14 protein-coding genes and 1 pseudogene are annotated in these 19,143 nt (G+C 61.6%); 4 read left to right on the top strand and 11 right to left on the bottom strand.

Annotation, left to right across the window (positions count from 1 at the left end; translation table 11 throughout):
* Nucleotides 1-51: 51 nt before the first annotated feature.
* From LDZ28_RS05060 to uvrB, 3 genes are all read right to left on the bottom strand, one after another.
* On the bottom strand, nucleotides 52-387 hold the full coding sequence (locus tag LDZ28_RS05060; RefSeq protein ID WP_244827612.1) for a cupredoxin domain-containing protein: 336 nt from the start codon (nucleotides 385-387) through the stop codon (nucleotides 52-54).
* Nucleotides 388-468: 81 nt separating this feature from the next.
* Entirely contained in the window at nucleotides 469-1,014 is a 546-nt protein-coding gene (locus LDZ28_RS05055) for an iron transporter (protein ID WP_370652099.1), read from the bottom strand.
* Between the two features lie 366 nt (nucleotides 1,015-1,380).
* Nucleotides 1,381-3,477: an excinuclease ABC subunit UvrB gene (gene uvrB / locus LDZ28_RS05050; protein ID WP_244827610.1), complete on the bottom strand. Its 2,097-nt coding sequence runs from the start codon at nucleotides 3,475-3,477 to the stop codon at nucleotides 1,381-1,383.
* Nucleotides 3,478-3,902: 425 nt separating this feature from the next.
* On the opposite strand from uvrB, the gene LDZ28_RS05045 reads away from it, so the two are divergent.
* Nucleotides 3,903-5,102 (top strand): amino acid aminotransferase, encoded by a 1,200-nt coding sequence (locus LDZ28_RS05045; protein WP_244827609.1) that lies wholly within the window; start codon nucleotides 3,903-3,905, stop codon nucleotides 5,100-5,102.
* Nucleotides 5,103-5,195: 93 nt separating this feature from the next.
* On the opposite strand, the gene LDZ28_RS05040 is transcribed toward LDZ28_RS05045, so the two are convergent.
* Nucleotides 5,196-5,414 (bottom strand): hypothetical protein, encoded by a 219-nt coding sequence (locus LDZ28_RS05040; protein WP_244827608.1) that lies wholly within the window; start codon nucleotides 5,412-5,414, stop codon nucleotides 5,196-5,198.
* A 263-nt stretch (nucleotides 5,415-5,677) separates the two neighbouring features.
* Here LDZ28_RS05040 and LDZ28_RS05035 point away from each other — a divergent pair, with 263 nt between their 5' ends.
* Nucleotides 5,678-6,301: a hypothetical protein gene (locus tag LDZ28_RS05035; RefSeq protein WP_244827607.1), complete on the top strand. Its 624-nt coding sequence runs from the start codon at nucleotides 5,678-5,680 to the stop codon at nucleotides 6,299-6,301.
* 82 nt (nucleotides 6,302-6,383) lie between these two features.
* Here LDZ28_RS05035 and LDZ28_RS05030 read toward each other — a convergent pair whose 3' ends face one another.
* Entirely contained in the window at nucleotides 6,384-7,796 is a 1,413-nt protein-coding gene (locus tag LDZ28_RS05030; RefSeq protein ID WP_244827606.1) for a lactate utilization protein B, read from the bottom strand.
* Between the two features lie 15 nt (nucleotides 7,797-7,811).
* Complete coding sequence (locus LDZ28_RS05025; protein WP_244827605.1) at nucleotides 7,812-8,552, bottom strand: (Fe-S)-binding protein; 741 nt, start codon at nucleotides 8,550-8,552, stop codon at nucleotides 7,812-7,814.
* A 156-nt stretch (nucleotides 8,553-8,708) separates the two neighbouring features.
* Between LDZ28_RS05025 and LDZ28_RS05020 the strand changes: the two genes are divergently transcribed.
* Complete coding sequence (locus LDZ28_RS05020; protein ID WP_244827604.1) at nucleotides 8,709-9,503, top strand: IclR family transcriptional regulator; 795 nt, start codon at nucleotides 8,709-8,711, stop codon at nucleotides 9,501-9,503.
* 84 nt (nucleotides 9,504-9,587) lie between these two features.
* On the opposite strand, the gene pbpG is transcribed toward LDZ28_RS05020, so the two are convergent.
* Nucleotides 9,588-10,784, bottom strand: a complete 1,197-nt coding sequence (gene pbpG, locus LDZ28_RS05015) for a D-alanyl-D-alanine endopeptidase (protein WP_244827603.1) — start codon at nucleotides 10,782-10,784, stop codon at nucleotides 9,588-9,590.
* A gap of 781 nt (nucleotides 10,785-11,565) precedes the next feature.
* Between pbpG and LDZ28_RS05010 the strand changes: the two genes are divergently transcribed.
* Entirely contained in the window at nucleotides 11,566-12,141 is a 576-nt protein-coding gene (locus tag LDZ28_RS05010; RefSeq protein ID WP_244827602.1) for a phasin family protein, read from the top strand.
* Between the two features lie 186 nt (nucleotides 12,142-12,327).
* On the opposite strand, the gene lpdA is transcribed toward LDZ28_RS05010, so the two are convergent.
* The 4 genes and pseudogenes from lpdA to aceE all read right to left on the bottom strand — a co-directional run bounded on the left by lpdA (nucleotide 12,328) and on the right by aceE (nucleotide 19,030).
* A complete protein-coding gene (gene lpdA, locus LDZ28_RS05005) occupies nucleotides 12,328-14,070 on the bottom strand; it encodes a dihydrolipoyl dehydrogenase (protein ID WP_370652129.1) in 1,743 nt (580 codons plus the stop codon).
* Nucleotides 14,071-14,220: 150 nt separating this feature from the next.
* Nucleotides 14,221-14,412 (bottom strand): annotated as a pseudogene (locus LDZ28_RS32830) (biotin/lipoyl-containing protein); the annotation flags it as partial.
* A gap of 174 nt (nucleotides 14,413-14,586) precedes the next feature.
* Complete coding sequence (gene aceF / locus LDZ28_RS05000; RefSeq protein ID WP_244827600.1) at nucleotides 14,587-16,254, bottom strand: dihydrolipoyllysine-residue acetyltransferase; 1,668 nt, start codon at nucleotides 16,252-16,254, stop codon at nucleotides 14,587-14,589.
* 79 nt (nucleotides 16,255-16,333) lie between these two features.
* Nucleotides 16,334-19,030: a pyruvate dehydrogenase (acetyl-transferring), homodimeric type gene (gene aceE, locus LDZ28_RS04995; RefSeq protein ID WP_244827599.1), complete on the bottom strand. Its 2,697-nt coding sequence runs from the start codon at nucleotides 19,028-19,030 to the stop codon at nucleotides 16,334-16,336.
* Between the last annotated feature and the right edge of the window lie 113 nt (nucleotides 19,031-19,143).

Raw genomic sequence — 19,143 nt, 5'->3', positions numbered from 1 at the left:
TGCTTCACTTGCCCGCGCGGACGCACCGAAACACGCGCGCGGCACAGACATTTACTTGGCGACGATCACGCCTTGCGCGGTCTGATGAAAGTCGTCGAAGAACTTGTATTCGCCCGGATCGAGCGGCGCGATCACCACGAACGAATCGGCACCCGGCGCGAGCACCTTCTCCTTGCGCAACTGCACGCTTTCGAACTCGGCCGCGCCCTTGCCAACGTTATGCACTTCGATCTTGATGCGCTGCCCCGCCGGTACTTCGATGCGCGCCGGGTTCAGCTTGCCGTCGTTCATTTCGAGCTTGAAGGTCGGCAGATCGGCGGCGTGCGCCGCGCCAAGACCCGCTGCGACCGAGAGCAACATCGCCATCAGCTGGCTTTTCAATTTCATGCGGACTTCCTGATTGGTACGCGTCCGGCGGCGCAGCGAACTGCAAACGCCTGCCGGAACGCGCGAACGCCGTGCGCGAGCTTAGTACCCGCCCTTCTTGCCGATGCCCGCGAACGGGAAGTCGTATTCGATCGTGAACGGCTTGAACCACGGACCCACGCCGGTTTCCTTGTCGACGTGACGGCCGAACGCCATGTGGCCGGTTTCGGAAGGCGGCGAGATATGCAGCTTGAGGTGATATTTGCCCGGACCGAAGAGCTTGACGTTGTCGCCGTAGTGCGGGCCGTCGCTTGCGACCATCGCCATCAGGTCGCCCTTGACCGACTGCGTCGAGCCGGTTTTCGTGAGTTCATACGTCACGTTCAGATAGGGCATCCAGTCGCCTTCGGCGAAACCGGTCGGGTTGTTCTTGACCGCGTGAATATCCGCTTCGAGGTGGATGTCCGAATCCGATGCCTTGCGCATGATGCCTTCCGGCGCCATCGTGATTGGCTGCAGATAGACGGCGCCCGTTTCCATGCCGCCTTCGATATGCTGCTTGCCGATCGGATACTCAGCAGCGGAAGCCGCCATCATCGCCGTGAGGCCTGCGGCGGCAACGAGGCCGCGCATCAACGTTGAACCCATCAAACACTCCTGTTGTTATCGATGGCGCGCGTGACATTGGCGCGCCCTTTCCACCGAACTCCGGCGCTCTAAAAAGGCGCGCCGGCGCAAAAAAATGACTGTGGTGCCGGTTCGTTAGCGCGAAACGGAAAACCGCTTCCAGAATCTGGAAAACGTTAATACGAACCATTCTCAATGTTCGTCAGTTTAGCACCCTTCACCACTCGGGACAAATTAGCGCGGGCTTACAAAAGCCTGCTGCGGCAAGGCTCCGGCGGGCTTTGCAGCCAACTCGCGGTCCATTCGCGGCCGATAAAAAAACGCGGTGCGCCTTCCGGCTCGCCGCGTCGCTTGAGACAGAACGATGAAAACTTGCTTTCTTTCGCCTTACTTTCCGCCGATGCCGGTGATGTGATCGCCCACGTTCGCGCCGAACACGCGTTGACGTAACAGCGCCAATTGGTCGCGGGTCTGCGCCGCCTTTTCGAATTCGAGATTCTTGGCGTGATCCATCATTTGCTTTTCCAGCCGCTTGATTTCCTTCGCGAGCTGCTTCTCGGTCATGTCCTCGAACTTCGCGCGCGTCTGGGCTTCCTTCAGTTCGGCGCGCGCGTCGTCGGCGTTGTAGACGCCATCGATGATGTCCTTGATGCGCTTTTCCACTCCGCGCGGCGTGATGCCCCGCTCGAGGTTATGCGCAACCTGCTTGGCGCGGCGCCGCTCGGTTTCGTCGATGGCGCGCTTCATCGAGTCCGTCATGTTGTCGCCGTAGAGGATCGCCTTGCCGTTCACGTTGCGCGCCGCCCGTCCGATTGTCTGGATCAGCGAGCGCTCGGCGCGCAGGAAGCCTTCCTTGTCCGCGTCGAGAATGGCGACGAGCGACACTTCAGGAATATCCAGACCCTCGCGCAACAAGTTGATGCCGACGAGCACATCGAACGTGCCGAGCCGCAGATCGCGGATGATTTCCACGCGCTCGACCGTGTCGATATCGCTGTGCAAATAGCGCACCTTCACGCCGTGATCGGCGAGAAATTCGGTCAGCTGTTCGGCCATGCGCTTGGTGAGCACGGTAACGAGCACGCGTTCGTGCACCGCGACGCGCGCGTTGATCTCGGAGAGCACGTCGTCGACCTGCGAGCGCGCGGGCCGCACCTCGATTTCGGGATCGACGAGACCCGTCGGCCGCACGAGTTGCTCGGCCACTTGCCCCGCTTTCTTCTGTTCGTAGTCGGCGGGCGTCGCGGAAACGAACACGGCCTGGCGCATCTTGCGCTCGAATTCGTTGAACTTGAGCGGCCGGTTGTCGAGCGCGGACGGCATGCGGAAACCGTAATCGACGAGATTTTCCTTGCGCGCGCGGTCGCCGTTATACATGCCGTTCAACTGGCCGATCAGCACGTGCGACTCGTCGAGCAACATGATGGCGTCGGGCGGCAGGTAGTCGACGAGCGTCGGCGGCGGTTCGCCGGGCGCCGAGCCCGAGAAATGCCGCGAGTAATTCTCGATGCCCTTGCAGAAACCCAGTTCCTGCAGCATTTCCAGGTCGAAGCGCGTGCGCTGTTCGAGCCGCTGCGCCTCGACGAGCTTGCCCTGGCTATGGAAAAACTCCAGCCGCTCGCGCAGTTCCAGCTTGATGGTTTCGATCGCGCGCATGACGGTGTCGCGCGGCGTCACGTAATGCGACGACGGATACACCGTGAAGCGCGGAATCTTGTTGCGCACGCGGCCGGTGAGCGGATCGAAAAGCTGCATCGACTCGATTTCGTCGTCGAACAATTCGACTCGCACCGCCATTTCCGCGTGTTCCGCCGGAAAGATGTCGATGGTGTCGCCTCGCACACGGAACGAGCCGCGCTGAAAATCCGCCTCGTTGCGCGTGTATTGCATGGCGATCAGCCGCGCGATGACATCGCGCTGGCCGAGCTTGTCGCCTACGCGCAGCGTGAGGATCATCTTGTGATACTCGGACGGATTGCCGATACCGTAAATGGCCGACACCGTCGCCACGATCACCACGTCGCGGCGTTCGAGCAGGCTCTTGGTCGCCGAGAGCCGCATCTGCTCGATATGCTCGTTGATCGACGAATCCTTCTCGATGAAGAGATCGCGCTGCGGCACATACGCTTCCGGCTGGTAATAGTCGTAGTACGAGACGAAGTACTCGACCGCGTTGCGCGGGAAAAACTCGCGGAACTCGGCGTAGAGCTGCGCGGCGAGCGTCTTGTTGGGCGCGAAAACGATGGCGGGCCGGCCCAGACGCGCGATGACGTTGGCCATCGTGAAGGTCTTGCCCGAGCCGGTCACGCCGAGCAGCGTCTGGAACGAGAGACCGTCGTCCACGCCCTCGACGAGCGTCTTGATGGCCTCGGGCTGATCGCCCGCGGGCGGATACGGCTGATAGAGCTGAAACGGCGAGCCTTCGAACGTGGCGAACTTCGATTCGTCCAGTGCGTCGGGCGTTTCGATAAGGGTATCGGACATGGAGAGGGGAATCTTCTAAGTCGGCGCCGGAGCAAACACCTATTCTAGCGGCTGCGGCGAAAGTGGCGCGGGCGGCCTCACGGGAGGCGGAATCGAGCAGGTTGGGACCGTTGGGTGGAAGTCAAGCAGTGGCGCGCGAGGCGGCGCGCTGTTCCGTCGATGCCGTCCAATCGAGGCTTGCGCGCATGCCGGACAAGGCGTTCAACCGGCCGAAGCCCATGCGCTTATTCATGCTCGCGAGAAAAAAGCGCGTACATAGAATAAGGCTCGATCCGAAATGCAGCGCCGGATTCGATACAATATGCGACTGGGCTTCGAGGGGGCGCCCCGCACGACCGCGCCGCCAACGACGTCACGCGCCGTTTTTTCGAGCGCCCAAGCATCGTTCTTCCCGCCGCACGTCTTCCTTCCACTGCCGATAGATCATGTCTCTTTTCTCTGCCGTCGAACTCGCTCCCCGCGACCCGATTCTGGGCCTCAACGAAGCCTTCAACGCCGACCCGCGCCCGACCAAGGTCAATCTGGGCGTTGGTGTCTACACCAACGAAGAAGGCAAGATTCCGCTTCTGCGCGCCGTTCGCGAAGCTGAAAAAGCACGCGTCGATGCAGCGCTGCCGCGCGGCTATCTGCCTATCGACGGCATCGCCGCGTACGACTCGGCCGTCCAGACGCTGCTCGTCGGCCGCGACTCGCCGCTGATCGCTTCGGGCCGTATCGTCACGGCGCAGGCGCTGGGCGGCACGGGCGCGCTCAAAATCGGGGCGGACTTTCTGAAGCGCGTGAATCCGGGCGCGAAAGTCGCGATCAGCGACCCGAGCTGGGAAAACCATCGCGCGCTCTTCGAAGGTGCGGGCTTCGAGGTCGTCAACTATCCGTATTACGAAGCGGCGACGCATGGCGTGAACTTCGCGGCCATGCTCGACGCGCTGAACGGCTACGCGGCCGGCACCATCGTCGTGCTGCACGCGTGCTGCCACAACCCGACCGGCGTGGATCTGACGGACGCGCAGTGGGCGCAGATCGTCGAAGTCGTGAAGGCGCGCAACCTCGTGCCGTTCCTCGACATCGCGTATCAAGGCTTCGGCGAAAACATCGAAGCCGATGCCGCCGCCGTGCGCCTCTTCGCCGCGTCCGATCTGAACGTGTTCGTGTCGTCGTCGTTCTCGAAGTCGTTCTCGCTGTATGGCGAGCGCGTTGGCGCGCTGTCCATCATCACGTCGAGCAAGGAAGAGTCGTCGCGCGTGCTGTCGCAATTGAAGCGCGTGATTCGTACCAACTACTCGAACCCGCCGACGCACGGTGGCTCGGTGGTCGCGGCCGTGCTGGCATCGCCGGAACTGCGTGCGCTGTGGGAACAGGAACTGGGCGAGATGCGCGATCGTATCCGCGCCATGCGTAATGGCCTCGTCGAGCGTCTGAAGGGCGCGGGCGTGGATCGCGACTTTTCCTTCGTCGACCGTCAGCGCGGCATGTTCTCGTACTCGGGCCTGACCGCGCCGCAAGTGGACCGTCTGCGGGAAGAATTCGGCATCTATGCGGTCAGCACGGGGCGCATCTGCGTGGCTGCGCTGAATCTGCGCAATATCGATGTCGTCGCCAACGCAGTGGCAAGCGTGCTGAAGTAAGGCATTGCACGCGCGTTTGCTGAAAAAGAAAATGGCGTCCTTCTCATGAAGGGCGCCATTTTTTGTGGCCTGTGCGCGGCGTTTCGCCGGCGTCTATATCGATTCGGGACGTGCCGGCGCGTTGGGTCTTGCGTCGTCGTCATCGACTAAGCCGTAGGAAATCGCGCGCGCCAATTCCGCGCTCACGCTTGCCACGCCCGAACGCCCGTGACGTTCGACGGCTAACCGGGGCTCGCCCGCGTGCATGCAGAACGTCAGTACAAGCGGCAACAGGATCGCGGCGGGCCAATAGGTCGATATTGTCTTTTTCATGGAATTACCTCTGTTCGTCGTCGCATTAAGCGCATGAATGATGCCCACTAAGCGACTGTCGAATCTTACGGAATCGCCGACATCTTAAAAAGACGCTGAAAAGCAAAGCTTCGTTGCGTGGCGGACAACGAAAGGTAGTCAACCCACGGCTTTGAAATTGCAACAAAAACGGGCCAATCGTCATAAAACCTTACAAAGTTCTTGGGGACATCGGAGCACGCCGGGTGTCTCATTGTTATCACTGCAACGAACTAATCAACGACATGAAATCCGCAGTTGCTGGACTTTTGATCGCGTCATCGGCTTTGGTACTAGGCGGCTGCGCGGTTTATCCCGATGGATCATCCTACGGTGGCGGATATCCCGCCGCGGGCTACGCCGATCCCGGCTATGGCTACGACGCGTACGGCGCGCCGGTGGTCGTTCAGCCCGGCGTAGCGGTGGGCGGCGGCTACTACTCCGGTCCTGGCCCCGCTTACTACGGTCCTGGCCCCGGCCGCTATTGGGATGACGGTCCAGGCTGGCGTCGTCCGCCATCGGGCAACTGGAATCGCGGGGACTATCCGCGTGGGCGCCCGCCGCAAGGAAATAATCAGCCGCAACAAGCGGGTGGCGGACATCAGCCGGGTGGTGGTCAGCCACCGCAAGCCGGTGGAGGCCGTCCGGTGGGCGGACCGCCGCCTCAACAGGCAGGCGGAGGCGCGCCGTTGCCGCGAGCCGTCGGCGGCGTCCCGCCGGGACGTCCGCAGGCGCCCGCCGCGAATCCTGGCGGAAACGGTGGCGGCAATGGCGGCTACCATCGCGGTGGCGATCAAGGTGGTGGCGCCGGTGGCGGTGGCGGACACGGCGGCAACCAGCGAAGCTCGCTCGGGCCAATCGGCGGATAACGCGTCGATTGCGCGGAGCGCTAAAAAGCCGTGCCGGGTCGAACCGGCGCGGCTTTTTCACATCGCTTTCGTGGAAACACGCTTACCCGAGATGCGTGCCTTTCGCCTTATATAGTTCGCGGAAGGTGCGCCCGACCGGCGCGGGCATATCGCGTGTTTCGGTCCATCCGGCGCCGAATGGCATGCGCGATATCGTCTTTCTCTTTCCGCCCATGACTTCAAGCACGCGCACCGCGAGTTTCGTAAAAAGCGCATAAGCGACTGGCCGAAGCGCGAAGTAACCCCACACGGCGAGCGCCGCGCGTTCGGTCCAGGGGCGCAGATGGCGTTCGGTCTGCTTTTCGCGCAGTTTGCGCAGCAGGTCGGACAGCGGAATACCCACCGGGCACACGCTGTTGCATTCGCCGCATAGCGTTGCGGCTTGCGGCAGATCGAGCGCCTTGTCGATGCCCACATAAGCCGGCGTCAACACCGAACCCATCGGTCCGGGATAAACCCAGCCATACGCATGACCGCCGATCTTTTGATACACCGGGCAGTGATTCATGCACGCGCCACAGCGAATACACCGCAGCATCTCCTGAAACTCGCCGCCGATAAGCCCGGTGCGCCCGCCATCGACGAGCACGAAATACATATGCTCGGGCCCGTCCCGCTCGCCCGTCGCGCGGGGGCCGGTCAGCAGTGAGAAGTAATTGGAAATGGTCTGCCCGGTCGCCGAACGCGGCAGCAGACGCATTGCGGTGGCGAGATCTTCGAGCGTCGGCAGAATCTTCTCGATGCCTGTCACCGCGACGTGCACGCGCGGCATCACGGTACACATGCCTTCGTTGCCTTCGTTCGTGACAACTGCCACCGAGCCGGTTTCCGCGATCAAAAAGTTGCCGCCCGTCACGCCCATATCGGCGGACATGAAATGCGGGCGCAGCACCTCGCGCGCCTCGCGGGTCATGTCGGGGATGTCCGTGAGACGCGGCTTGCCGTGCGTCTTCGCGAAGAGATCGGCGATCTGCTCCTTGTCCTTATGAACCACGGGCGCAATGATGTGGCTCGGCGGCTCGTTGTCGTTGATCTGCAGGATGTATTCGCCGAGATCGGTTTCGATGGACTGCACGCCCATTTCGCCGAGCACGCGATTCAGTTGCATCTCTTCCGAGACCATCGACTTGGTCTTGATGACCTTTTTCACGCCATGCGCGCGCGCGATGTCCGCGACGAGCCGCGCGGCATCCTGCGTCGATTCCGCGTAGAGCACGGTCGCGCCACGGCGCGTCGCCTCGCGTTCGAAGGTTTCGAGCCATACGTCGAGGTTGTCGAGCGCGCGATTGCGGCGCTCCTTCAGCGCGGCGCGCGTCGCCTCGAAGTCGATATCGAGCACCGCGCTCGCCCGCGCGCTCACGAATTTGGTCGAGAGCTTGGTGAGGTTCTGCTGCAGACGCTCATCGGCGAGTTTGCTGCCGGCGCGCGCCTTGAAGTGCATCGTCTGGACTTGCATGGGCTCGCTCGTTCGTCAGTTGCGGATGGAGTCGGATGCGTCGCCGGCAAGCACTTGCGCGATATGCAGCACACGCGTGCTCGTGTCGCCGGTGCGCCTCAAGCGCCCTTCTATATTCAGCATGCAGCCGAGATCGCCCAGCACGACGGTAGCCGCGCCGCTCGCCTTGATGTTGGCGCACTTTTCATCGACGATGGCCGTCGAAATGTCGCCGTACTTCACCGCGAACGTGCCGCCGAAACCGCAGCAATGTTCGCAGCCCGCCATCTCGGTCACGGGCACGCCCGCTTGTGCGAGCAAATCGCGCGGCTGCGCCTTCACGCCGAGCTCACGCAGGCCCGAGCAGGAATCGTGATAGGTCACGGCGCCTTCGAACACACCGGGCTCCATGCGCGCCTTGGCAACATTCACGAGAAAATCCGTGAGTTCGAAGACGCGCGGTTGCAAGCGCGCGAAGCGATTCATGAGTTGCGGATCGTCGCGGAAGAGATCGCCGTAATGCGCGCGGATCATTCCGCCGCACGAACCCGACGGCACCACCACGTAGTCGAATTGTTCGAATTCCCGCAGTGTCTTTTCGGCGAGATCGCGTGCAAGCCTGCGATCGCCGGAGTTATACGCGGGCTGGCCGCAGCAGGTTTGCGCGGGCGGCACGCTCACCGTAAAACCCGCGCGCTCGATCAGCTTGATGACCGAAAAGCCGATCTCCGGCCGCATCATGTCGATGAGGCACGTGACGAATAGTCCGACTTGCATGGTGGAGCGTTTCCTGTTTTCTCGAGATTTTCTAAGATGCACGCCGATTATCCGCGAAGCGGCGGTGGTTCGGGCACTCCCCAACCGCCGACCGCGTTTTCACATTATGAGATACAATTGCGCATCCGTAGTTTGACGCATCAACCGATTTCCACGATGAGCGATACGAACCCGGAATCCAAAACCTCCATTCAGGTGATCGAACGCATGATGCGTCTGCTGGACGCGCTTGCCGGCCACACCGATCCCGTCAGCCTGAAGGAACTCTCCCAAAGCACCGATCTGCATCCTTCCACGGCGCACCGCATCCTGAACGACATGGTGCTTTGCCGGCTGGTGGACCGCTCCGATCCAGGCACGTATCGGCTCGGCATGCGTCTGCTCGAACTGGGCAATCTGGTCAAGGCGCGCCTTTCGGTGCGCGAGGCCGCGATGCCGCCGATGCGCGAACTGCATCGGCAAACGGGACAGACGGTCAACCTCTCGGTGCGTCAGGGCGACGAAATCGTCTATATCGAGCGGGCTTATTCCGAACGCTCCGGCATGCAGGTCGTTCGCGCGATCGGTGGACGCGCGCCGCTGCATCTGACTTCGGTCGGCAAGCTCTTCCTCGCCGCCGACGAAACCACGCGCGTGCGCGCCTACGCCATGCGCACGGGTCTTTCGGGCCACACACAGAACAGCATCACCGATCTGTCGAAGCTGGAACGTGAGTTGTCGTTCGTGCGGCAACAGGCTTGCGCGCGCGATAACGAAGAACTCGAACTGGGCGTGCGCTGTATCGCGGCGGGCATTTACGACGATACCGGGCGGCTCGTCGCGGGCTTGTCGTTGTCGGCGCCGGCCGATCGTCTCCAAGACGCGTGGCTCAAGCAACTCAGTCATACGGCGCTGGAGATCTCGCGCTCGCTGGGTTATCACCCCGAGCCGGTTGCAGCCGCATCGCGCTGAATCTTGCGTTAGAAACGCTGCTTCAAAGACAAAAAGCCGGACGGGTCGAGAGACCCATCCGGCTTTCTGCTTATTCAAACGTGCTTAGGGGTTCGTGCCGCTACCCATATCCGCACTCATGATGCGCGGTTCGCCGAGCGTATCGAGGAACGAACGCAGGCGGCCGGCATCCGCGAAACGCGAATACTTGCCGTAGGAATCGAGCAGCACGATCACGACCGGGCGGCCGTTGACCGTTGCCTGCATCACCAGGCACTCGCCCGCTTCGTTGATGAAGCCGGTCTTCTGCAAACCGATATCCCACGACGCATTACGCACCAGCGCGTTCGTGCTGTTGTAGGCGAGATTGCGCTTGCCGGTGAAGACTTCGTAGCTGCGATCCGTCGAGAACTTGCGGATGAGCGGATATTGATACGCCGCGTTCACCATCTTCACGAGATCGCGTGCGCTCGAAACGTTGAGGCTCGTGAGACCCGTGGAGTTCTCGAAATGCGTGTCGGTCATGCCGAGCGACTTCGCTTTCGCGTTCATTGCCGCGATGAAAGCCGGCCGGCCACCCGGGTAATAGCGCGACAACGCAGCCGCCGCGCGATTTTCCGATGCCATGAGCGCGATATGCAGCATATCCTCGCGATTGAGCTCCGAGCCGACGGCGAGCCGCGAGCCCGTGAACTTCTCGTAATCGCGATCTTCGTCGGTCACCGTCATTTCGTCGGTGAGCGGCAAGTGCGAGTCGAGCGTGACCATGGCCGTCATCAACTTGGTGATGGACGCGATAGGCACGACGGCGCGCGAATTCTTGTCGAAAAGCGTTTCGGACGTGTTCTGGTCCACCACATAGGCCACGCTCGAACGCAGCGCCAGGCTGTCGGGCGTTTCATGCAAACCGAACGCCGAACCGACCGAGGTGGCACGCGGCTGATACGCCACCGAGTGCACTGCGGCGCGGCGCGAGCGCGGGTCCATGCGGTAATTCACTCGACGCTTGCGGGAAGCCCGGGGTACGTCGTCGTCTTCGGCGGCGACCTTGGCTACGCGGGCGGCACGGCCCGATTTCGCCGATGTCTTCGCCACACGAGCAGGCTTTTCGGCCTTCTCGGCGGAAGCAGTGGACTTCGCGGATTTCTTGACGGATTTGGTTGCGGTGGCGGTTTTTGCGAGGGCTTCAGCCGGAGCCGCTGCAAAGGACGTCGCTACAGCGATGGAAATGGCGATCGACAACGCGGAGCGCAGCGCTACGCCATGAACCACCTTAAACGACGAAAACATTTCGGTTTTCATTAGTGTTCTGTTGGGCGGCTGGAGAGTACCGCCAAGTGTAGTGAAGCTACGAAATTTAAGCAATATTAAGCACTTATCGGCACTCGTTAAACCGAGTTGTAAGCCACGATTGCTTATCGTTACACAACGCGCGCTTTGATCGGAAAAAACGATCGCGCTTTGCAGCAGTGCTGCCAACAGCGCGCTTTTATACGAGACGACAAGCGCACTATCGGCAAAACTTTCTGCAACTTGAGCCAGGAATCGCGGATTCGGGTCTGAAAGACAGCGAAGCGAAAATTCGAAGAAGGCTGCGTGCGGTGGACGGATGCGGCGTCAACACAACAACAACGCAACCGACAGTCGAAATGTTAACGTCTCTTCAACAATTTGGTGTACGGCGTCATCCTAAAAATAGGACTTACTACAGAAACATCTCATCTTTCTTGCCGATGCGAGTTTCCAGCATGGCATCGACGGGACATGATTCTGTCGTCTTAGCGTGCTTTCATAACGCTCCTATCCGGTTGAGAGCGTCTCGCAACGCCACGCCCTGCGGCGGTGCATAGGGTTTTCACCAAGCAGCAGCGCATGCCGGTGAGATCTAACTTAAGCCATTGTTTAACAAGACCTTTCGGCCTATTGTGCAATGCACAAAAAGCGCTTGACATCTATCGGAATATCTCTAAAATGGCTTCATGTTGCGACGCACCAATCGCACTTTGCAGTAACCGGCCGCAACGGCGCGCCGGATCTACCAAACCACGACCCGCGTTGATGGGTCGACTATCAGGAGCCTGAGATGACCCTGTTGACCCCCGAGCAAATCGCCGCCGCACAAAAAGCTAACTTCGACACGCTGTTTGGCCTCACGAACAAGGCATTCGAAGGTATCGAAAAGCTGGTCGAACTGAATCTGCAAGTCGTGAAGTCCACCCTGGCCGAAAGCCAGGAGAACACCCAGCGCGCGCTGTCGGTCAAGGACGCACAAGAACTCCTCTCGCTGCAAGCAAGCCTCACGCAGCCGGTCGCCGAGAAGGTTCTGTCGTACGGCCGTCATCTGTATGAAATTGCGTCGTCCACGCAAGCTGAATTCGCTCGCGTTGCTGAAGCGCAGTACGAAGAGCAAAACCGCAAGGTGCAATCGCTCGTCGACAACGTCGCGAAGAACGCACCGGCTGGTTCGGAAACCGCAGTCGCGGTCATGAAGTCGGCCATCACCGCCGCCAACACGACGTACGAAACGGTTCACAAGGCAACGAAGCAAGCTGTCGAAATCGCTGAAAGCAACTTCAACGCAGCCGCCACGGCCGCCACGAAGGCCGCTACGCAAGCGACCGAACAAGCTACGCGCACCGCCAAGAAGACGGTTGCGTAAGTTCGAAGCCGGGTTCGCCCGGTTGACGAAGCAAGAATCACGAAAAACCCGGCCTCGCGCCGGGTTTTTTGTCGTCTGTTGGTTCGAAAAAACGGCTTTCGCCTCACGCTTTCGAGCGCGCAGCTCAAAAGCAAAAGCGCGCTTCCGTGAAGAAGCGCGCTTCGCTCGACACCCTCTTGCGGCCGCTTACTTCTTGCGCTGCGGCGGCAAGTCCGTACAGACGCCTTCGTACAACTCCGCCGCCATGCCGATGGATTCGCCCAAGGTCGGATGCGGGTGGATGGTCTTGCCGATGTCCGTGGCATCCGCGCCCATCTCGACCGCGAGACACACTTCGCTGATCAGATCGCCCGCGTTCAATCCGACGATCCCGCCGCCGATCACGCGATGCGTCGCTTCATCGAAAATCAGCTTGGTGAAGCCCTCGTCGCGACCATTGGCGATCGCGCGGCCCGAAGCGGCCCACGGGAACACCGCCTTGCCGTACTTGATGCCTTCGGCCTTGCACTGGTCTTCGGTCTTGCCGGCCCACGCCACTTCCGGATCGGTATAAGCCACCGACGGAATTTGCAGCACATCGAAGTACGCCTTCTCGCCATGCGCCGCTTCCGCCGCGACGTGGCCTTCGTGCACGGCCTTGTGCGCGAGCATCGGCTGGCCAACGAGATCGCCGATCGCAAAAATATGCTCGACGTTCGTACGCAGTTGCTTGTCGACGTTGATGAAGCCGCGATCCGTCACCGCGACGCCCGCCTTGTCCGCGCCGATCTTCCCGCCGTTCGGACTGCGGCCCACGGCCAGCAACACGAGGTCGTAACGCTGCGCTTCGGTCGGCGCCTTGTCGCCCTCGAACGTCACGTAAATGCCGTCGTCCTTGGCTTCCGCCTTGGTCGTCTTGGTCTTCAGCATGACGTTGGCGAAGCGCTTCGCGTTGTACTTCTCCCAGACCTTCACGAGATCGCGGTCGGCGCCCATCATCAGACCGTCGAGCATTTCGACGACATCGATTTCGGAGCCGAGTGACGCATAAACCGTCGCCATTTCCAGCCCGATGATTCCGCCGCCCACCACCAGCATGCGCTTCGGAATCTGACGCAGTTCGAGCGCGCCGGTCGAGTCGACCACGCGCGGATCGTCCGGGAAGAACGGCAACTTCACCGCCTGCGAACCCGCCGCGATGATCGCCTTCTTGAACTTGACGACCTTCTTGCCGCCGTCGCCCTGCACTTCCATGTGGTTCGGATCGACGAACGTACCGACGCCCGTCACCACCTGTACCTTGCGCGCCTTCGCCATGCCCGCGAGACCGCCGGTCAGCTTCTTGACGACGCCTTCCTTGAAGCCGCGCAGCTTGTCCAGATCGATGCTCGGCTTGCCGAACGTGATGCCGTGCGATTCGAGATGCTTGGCTTCGTCGAGCACGAGCGCGGTATGCAGCAGCGCCTTCGACGGAATGCAGCCGACGTTCAGACACACGCCGCCCAGGGTCGCATAGCGTTCGACGAGCACGGTACTCATGCCGAGATCCGCTGCGCGGAACGCCGCCGAATAGCCGCCGGGGCCTGCGCCGAGCACGAGCATGTCGCACTCGACATCCGCGCTGCCCGAATAACTGCCTGCCTTCGGCGCGGGCGCGGCGCTCGCCTTTTCGGCGGGCTGCGGTTGCGCGGCCGTCGGCTTGGTCGGCACTTCGCTCACGCCTCCGCCCTGACCTTCGAGCGTCAGAATCACGCTGCCTTCGGAGACGTTGTCGCCCAGCTTGACCTTCAGTTCCTTCACGGTGCCCGCGGCGGGCGAAGGCACATCCATGGTCGCCTTGTCGGATTCGAGCGTGACGAGCGATTGCTCCTTCTCGACCGTATCGCCCGGCTTCACATGGATCTCGATGACCGGAATGTCCTTGAAGTCGCCGATATCCGGCACCTTCACGTCCTGTGCGCCGCCGCCCGACGCCGCGGGCGCGGGTGCAGCCGGCTTTGCGGACGACGCTTCCTTCGGCGCTTCGGCCTTAGGTTCCGCAGCGGCGCTCGCGCCTTCGGTTTCGATCATCGCGATGACCGAGCCTTGCGAGACTTTGTCGCCCTGTTTGACCTTCACTTCCTTGATCGTGCCTGCCTGATCGGCGGGCACTTCCATGGTGGCCTTATCGGTTTCGAGCGTGATGACGCCCTGTTCCTTTTCGATGGCGTCGCCGGGCTTGATATTGACTTCGATGACATCGACATCGGAGAAGTCGCCGATGTCGGGTACTTTTAGTTCGACGAGACTCATATTTGTCCCCTATGTCGACCAGAGCCGGTGCCTGAAGCGCCTGACCCGGGTCCCATGCAAGATGATGGCGAAGAAGAGCGGTTGGAGCAGGCGCGCGCACCGAAGCACGCGCCGGTCCCAGCGTCTCACGTGTCTTGCCCGCACAATCGAGCGAGGAAGACACGCGCCACTTTTTTAGAGAATCACCCGGCGGAAGTCCGCCAGAATGCCCGCGAGATAGGCGTTGAAGCGCGCCGCCTCCGCACCGTCGACGACGCGGTGGTCATACGACAGCGACAGCGGCAACGTGAGGCGCGGCACGAACTGCTTGCCGTCCCACACCGGCTTCATCGCGCCACGCGACAGACCCAGGATGGCCACTTCCGGCGCGTTGATGATCGGCGTGAAGTTCGTGCCACCGATGCCGCCCAGCGAAGAAATCGAGAAGCAGCCGCCTTGCATCTGGTCCGGCTTCAGCTTGCCTTCGCGAGCGAGCTTCGAGAGATCCGTCATCTCCTTCGCGATATCCATCAAGCCCTTCTTGTCGGCGTCGCGGATCACCGGGACGACGAGGCCGTTCGGTGTATCGGCCGCGAAGCCAACGTGGAAATACTTCTTGAAGACGAGGTTGTCGCCGTCGAGACTCGCGTTGAAGGTCGGGAATTTCTTCAGCGCGGAAACCACTGCCTTGATGACGAAAGCCAGCATCGTGATCTTGATGCCCGACTTCTCGTTTTCCTTGTTCAGCTTCACGCGCAGCGCTTCGAGCTCGGTGATGTCCGCTTCGTCGTTGTTCGTGACGTGCGGGATCATCACCCAGTTGCGATGCAGGTTCGCACCCGAGATCTTCTTGATGCGCGACAGCGGCTTTGGATCGACAGGACCGAACTTCGTGAAGTCGATCTTCGGCCACGGCAGCAAGTTGAGGTCGCCACCGCCGCCAGCCGGCGCGGCAACCGCGGCGGGCGCTGCGCCCTGACCCGACATGACGCCCTTCACGAACGCGGTGATGTCGCCTTGCGTGATGCGGCCTTTCGGACCGGAACCGCGCACGCGCGTGACATCGACGCCGAGTTCGCGCGCGAACTTGCGCACCGAAGGCGACGCGTGGCTCGACGTGCGTGTGCCATCGCCTGCGGGAATCGCGGGCGCCTGCGCGAGCGCGGACGGCTGCGCGGGCGCGGGCGCGGGTTTGGCGGGCGCATCGGGCGGCGCTTCGACCGGCTTCGGCGCTTCCTGCTTCGGCGCCTCCTGCTTGGGCGCGGAAGCGGCCGGGCTGCTTTCGCCGCCTTCGAGAATCAGAATCAGCGTGCCTTCTGACACCGTATCGCCGAGCTTGACCTTCAATTCCTTGACGGTGCCGGCGGCAGGCGAAGGCACATCCATGGTCGCCTTGTCGGATTCGAGCGTGACGAGCGACTGCTCCTTCTCCACCTTGTCGCCAACCTTCACACCGATTTCGATGACCGGGATATCCGTGAAGTCGCCGATATCCGGCACCTTCACTTCCACCGATCCGCCGCCGCTCGAAGCCTGAGCGGCTTGCGCGGGCTGCGACTGCGTGGTCGTGCCGGCGGGCGCTTCCTGCTTGGCGGGCGCGTCGGCTTGGGCGGGCGCGGAAGCGCCGCTTTCCAATACGACGATCAACGTGCCTTCCGACACGTTATCGCCCACTTTGACTTTTACTTCCTTGACCGTGCCCGCGGAGGAGCTCGGTACATCCATGGTGGCCTTGTCGGATTCCAGCGTGACGAGGGACTGTTCCTGTTCAACGACATCGCCCACCTTGACCAGAACCTCGATCACGGGAATGTCCTTGAAATCGCCGATGTCCGGCACTTTGACTTCGATCGCTTGACTCATTATTAGTGTCTCCTGTGTTGCATGCGGCGCGCCCCCGCTTCGGGAGCGCGCCGCATCACAACGCACGGGGGCGATGCCTTTAGACGGTCATCGGGTTGGGTTTAGCCGGGTCGAGGTTGTACTTCTTGATCGCCTCAGCGACGACCTTGCGCTCGATCGTGCCTTCGTCGGCGAGCGCGTTGAGCGCGGCCAGCGTGACCCAGTAGCGGTCGACTTCGAAGAAGTGGCGCAGTGCTTCGCGCGTGTCCGAGCGGCCGTAGCCGTCGGTGCCGAGCACCACGAACTTGTTCGGGACATAGGCGCGAATCTGGTCGACGAGCGCGCGGATGTAATCCGTCGACGCGATCACCGGACCTTGCGCGCCCTTGAGCAGCTTGGTGACATGCGGCACTTGCTTTTCGTCGGCCGGATGCAGCAGATTCCAGCGGTCGATTGCCTGACCTTCGCGAGCCAGTTCCGTGAAGCTCGGCACGCTCCACAGGTCGGCGGCCACGCCCCAGTCGTTCTTGAGCAAGTCGGCGGCGGCGATCACTTCGTTGAAGATCGTGCCCGCGCCCATCAACTGGACGCGCGGACCCTTTGCCGCGCCTTCGGCCTTCCTGAACGCGTACATGCCCTTGATGATGTCCGCGGCAACCGACTCGCCTTGCGGAATCGCCGGATGCTCGTAGTTCTCGTTCATCACGGTGATGTAGTAATACACATCTTCCTGGTCGGCGACCATGCGGCGCAGGCCGTCCTGCATGATGACCGCGAGTTCGTAACCGAAGGTCGGGTCGTAGCTCACACAGTTCGGGATCGATGCTGCCCACAGCAGCGAGTGGCCGTCTTCGTGCTGCAGGCCTTCGCCGTTGAGCGTCGTGCGCCCAGCGGTGCCGCCCAGCAGGAAGCCGCGCGAACGCATGTCGCCCGCCGCCCAGGCCAGGTCGCCGATGCGCTGGAAGCCGAACATCGAGTAGAAGATGTAGAACGGGATCATGATCTCGCCGTGCGTCGAATACGACGTCGCGGCCGCGATCCAGTCACACATGCCACCGGCTTCGTTGATGCCTTCCTGCAGAATCTGCCCGGTTTCCGATTCCTTGTAGAACATCAGCTGGTCGGAGTCTTCGGGAATGTACTTCTGGCCGTCTTGATTCCAGATCCCGATCTGGCGGAAGAGGCCTTCCATGCCGAAAGTACGCGACTCGTCCGGCACGATCGGCACGATACGCTTGCCGATGGCCTTGTCCTTCAAGAGGATGTTGAGCACCCGCACGAACGCCATCGTCGTGGAGATTTCGCGGCCTTCGCCCGTGCCCTTGAGCAGCGGCTCGAATGCCGACAGTTCCGGCACCGGCAGCGACTCCGCCTTCTCGCGGCGCGACGGCAGATAGCCACCCAGTTCCTGACGGCGGGCGCGCATGTATTCCAGTTCCTTCGAGCCTTCCTCGAAGGTGAGATACGGCACGTCGGCGATCTGTTCGTCGGTCAACGGCAGACGGAACTGGTCGCGGAATTTCTTCAGCGTGTCGATCGGCAGCTTTTTCTGCTGGTGCGTGATGTTCATGGCCTGGCCGTGTTCGCCCATGCCATAACCCTTGATGGTCTTGGCGAGGATCACGGTAGGCGAGCCCTTCGACTTCTGCGCCTGATCGTAAGCCGCGTAGATCTTGTGCGGATCGTGGCCGCCGCGGTTCAGGTTCCAGATGTCTTCATCGGACCAGTCGGCCACCAGCGCCTTCAGTTCCGGCGTGTTGAAGAAGTGCTCGCGCACGAACGCGCCCGATTCCGACTTGTAGGTCTGGTACTCGCCGTCGACCACTTCCATCATGCGGCGCATGAGCGCGCCGGTCTTGTCGCGTGCGAAGAGCGCGTCCCAGCGGCTGCCCCAGATTACCTTGACGACGTTCCAGCCAGCGCCACGGAATTCGCTTTCGAGTTCCTGGATGATCTTGCCGTTGCCGCGCACCGGACCGTCCAGACGCTGCAAGTTGCAGTTGATGACGAACACGAGGTTGTCCAGACGCTCGCGCCCGGCCATGCCGATTGCGCCGAGCGATTCCGGCTCGTCCGTTTCGCCGTCGCCCAGGAACGCCCAGACTTTGCGGCCCTGCGTCTTCACGATACCGCGCGCTTCCATGTACTTCATGAAACGCGCCTGATAGATGGCCATGATCGGGCCCAGGCCCATGGACACCGTCGGGAATTGCCAGAAGTCCGGCATCAGCCACGGATGCGGATACGAGGAGATTCCCTCGCCGCCCACTTCCTGACGGAAGTTGTTGAGCTGCGCCTCGGTCAGACGGCCGAGCAGGAACGCGCGCGAGTAGACGCCCGGCGACGAGTGACCCTGCACGAACACGAGATCGCCGCCATGTTCCTTCGACGGTGCGTGCCAAAAGTGATTGAAGCCGACGTCGTAGAGCGTCGCCGCCGAAGCAAACGAAGCGATGTGACCGCCGACATTGGTGTCCTTGCCCGCGCGCAACACCATGGCGATGGCGTTCCAGCGCGTGTACGAACGAATGCGGTGCTCGATGTCCTGGTCGCCCGGAATCTTGGCCTGGCCGGCGACGGGAATCGTATTGATATAGGGCGTATTCGCCGAAAACGGCAGATGCTCGCCATGCACGCGGGCGAATTCGATCTGCTTTTCGATCAGGTAGTGCGCGCGATCAGGACCGACTGCCGAAATGACGCCGTCGAGTGCGTCGAGCCACTCGGCGGTTTCCTGAGGATCGTCGTCTTTGGCATTGGCGACATATTTGAGAACTTCGTCGGGTACAGCGGACATGCTCGTCTCCTGATGTGAGGATCGCTCTAAGAACCGCCGACAGTCGCCCGCCGAAAACCGGGCACTGGCCGCGTGCCGGCAATTCTAAATAGGGTCCAGACTTTGTAGCAAGG

Source organism: Caballeronia sp. TF1N1 (assembly GCF_022878925.1).
Classification (GTDB): domain Bacteria; phylum Pseudomonadota; class Gammaproteobacteria; order Burkholderiales; family Burkholderiaceae; genus Caballeronia.
The sequence above is the reverse complement of the archived record's forward strand: the minus strand, read 5'-3'. Positions and strand labels throughout refer to the sequence as shown.

What these genes read in the sequence shown, in the direction of transcription:
- LDZ28_RS05020 (WP_244827604.1), top strand. Translation starts at nt 8,709, where the DNA reads ATGAGCGATACGAACCCGGAATCCAAAACCTCCATTCAGGTGATCGAA.
- LDZ28_RS05060 (WP_244827612.1), bottom strand. Translation starts at nt 387, where the DNA reads ATGAAATTGAAAAGCCAGCTGATGGCGATGTTGCTCTCGGTCGCAGCG.
- LDZ28_RS05010 (WP_244827602.1), top strand. Translation starts at nt 11,566, where the DNA reads ATGACCCTGTTGACCCCCGAGCAAATCGCCGCCGCACAAAAAGCTAAC.
- uvrB (WP_244827610.1), bottom strand. Translation starts at nt 3,477, where the DNA reads ATGTCCGATACCCTTATCGAAACGCCCGACGCACTGGACGAATCGAAG.
- LDZ28_RS05040 (WP_244827608.1), bottom strand. Translation starts at nt 5,414, where the DNA reads ATGAAAAAGACAATATCGACCTATTGGCCCGCCGCGATCCTGTTGCCG.
- LDZ28_RS05055 (WP_370652099.1), bottom strand. Translation starts at nt 1,014, where the DNA reads ATGGGTTCAACGTTGATGCGCGGCCTCGTTGCCGCCGCAGGCCTCACG.
- LDZ28_RS05035 (WP_244827607.1), top strand. Translation starts at nt 5,678, where the DNA reads ATGAAATCCGCAGTTGCTGGACTTTTGATCGCGTCATCGGCTTTGGTA.
- LDZ28_RS05030 (WP_244827606.1), bottom strand. Translation starts at nt 7,796, where the DNA reads ATGCAAGTCCAGACGATGCACTTCAAGGCGCGCGCCGGCAGCAAACTC.
- aceE (WP_244827599.1), bottom strand. Translation starts at nt 19,030, where the DNA reads ATGTCCGCTGTACCCGACGAAGTTCTCAAATATGTCGCCAATGCCAAA.
- pbpG (WP_244827603.1), bottom strand. Translation starts at nt 10,784, where the DNA reads ATGAAAACCGAAATGTTTTCGTCGTTTAAGGTGGTTCATGGCGTAGCG.
- LDZ28_RS05045 (WP_244827609.1), top strand. Translation starts at nt 3,903, where the DNA reads ATGTCTCTTTTCTCTGCCGTCGAACTCGCTCCCCGCGACCCGATTCTG.
- LDZ28_RS05025 (WP_244827605.1), bottom strand. Translation starts at nt 8,552, where the DNA reads ATGCAAGTCGGACTATTCGTCACGTGCCTCATCGACATGATGCGGCCG.
- aceF (WP_244827600.1), bottom strand. Translation starts at nt 16,254, where the DNA reads ATGAGTCAAGCGATCGAAGTCAAAGTGCCGGACATCGGCGATTTCAAG.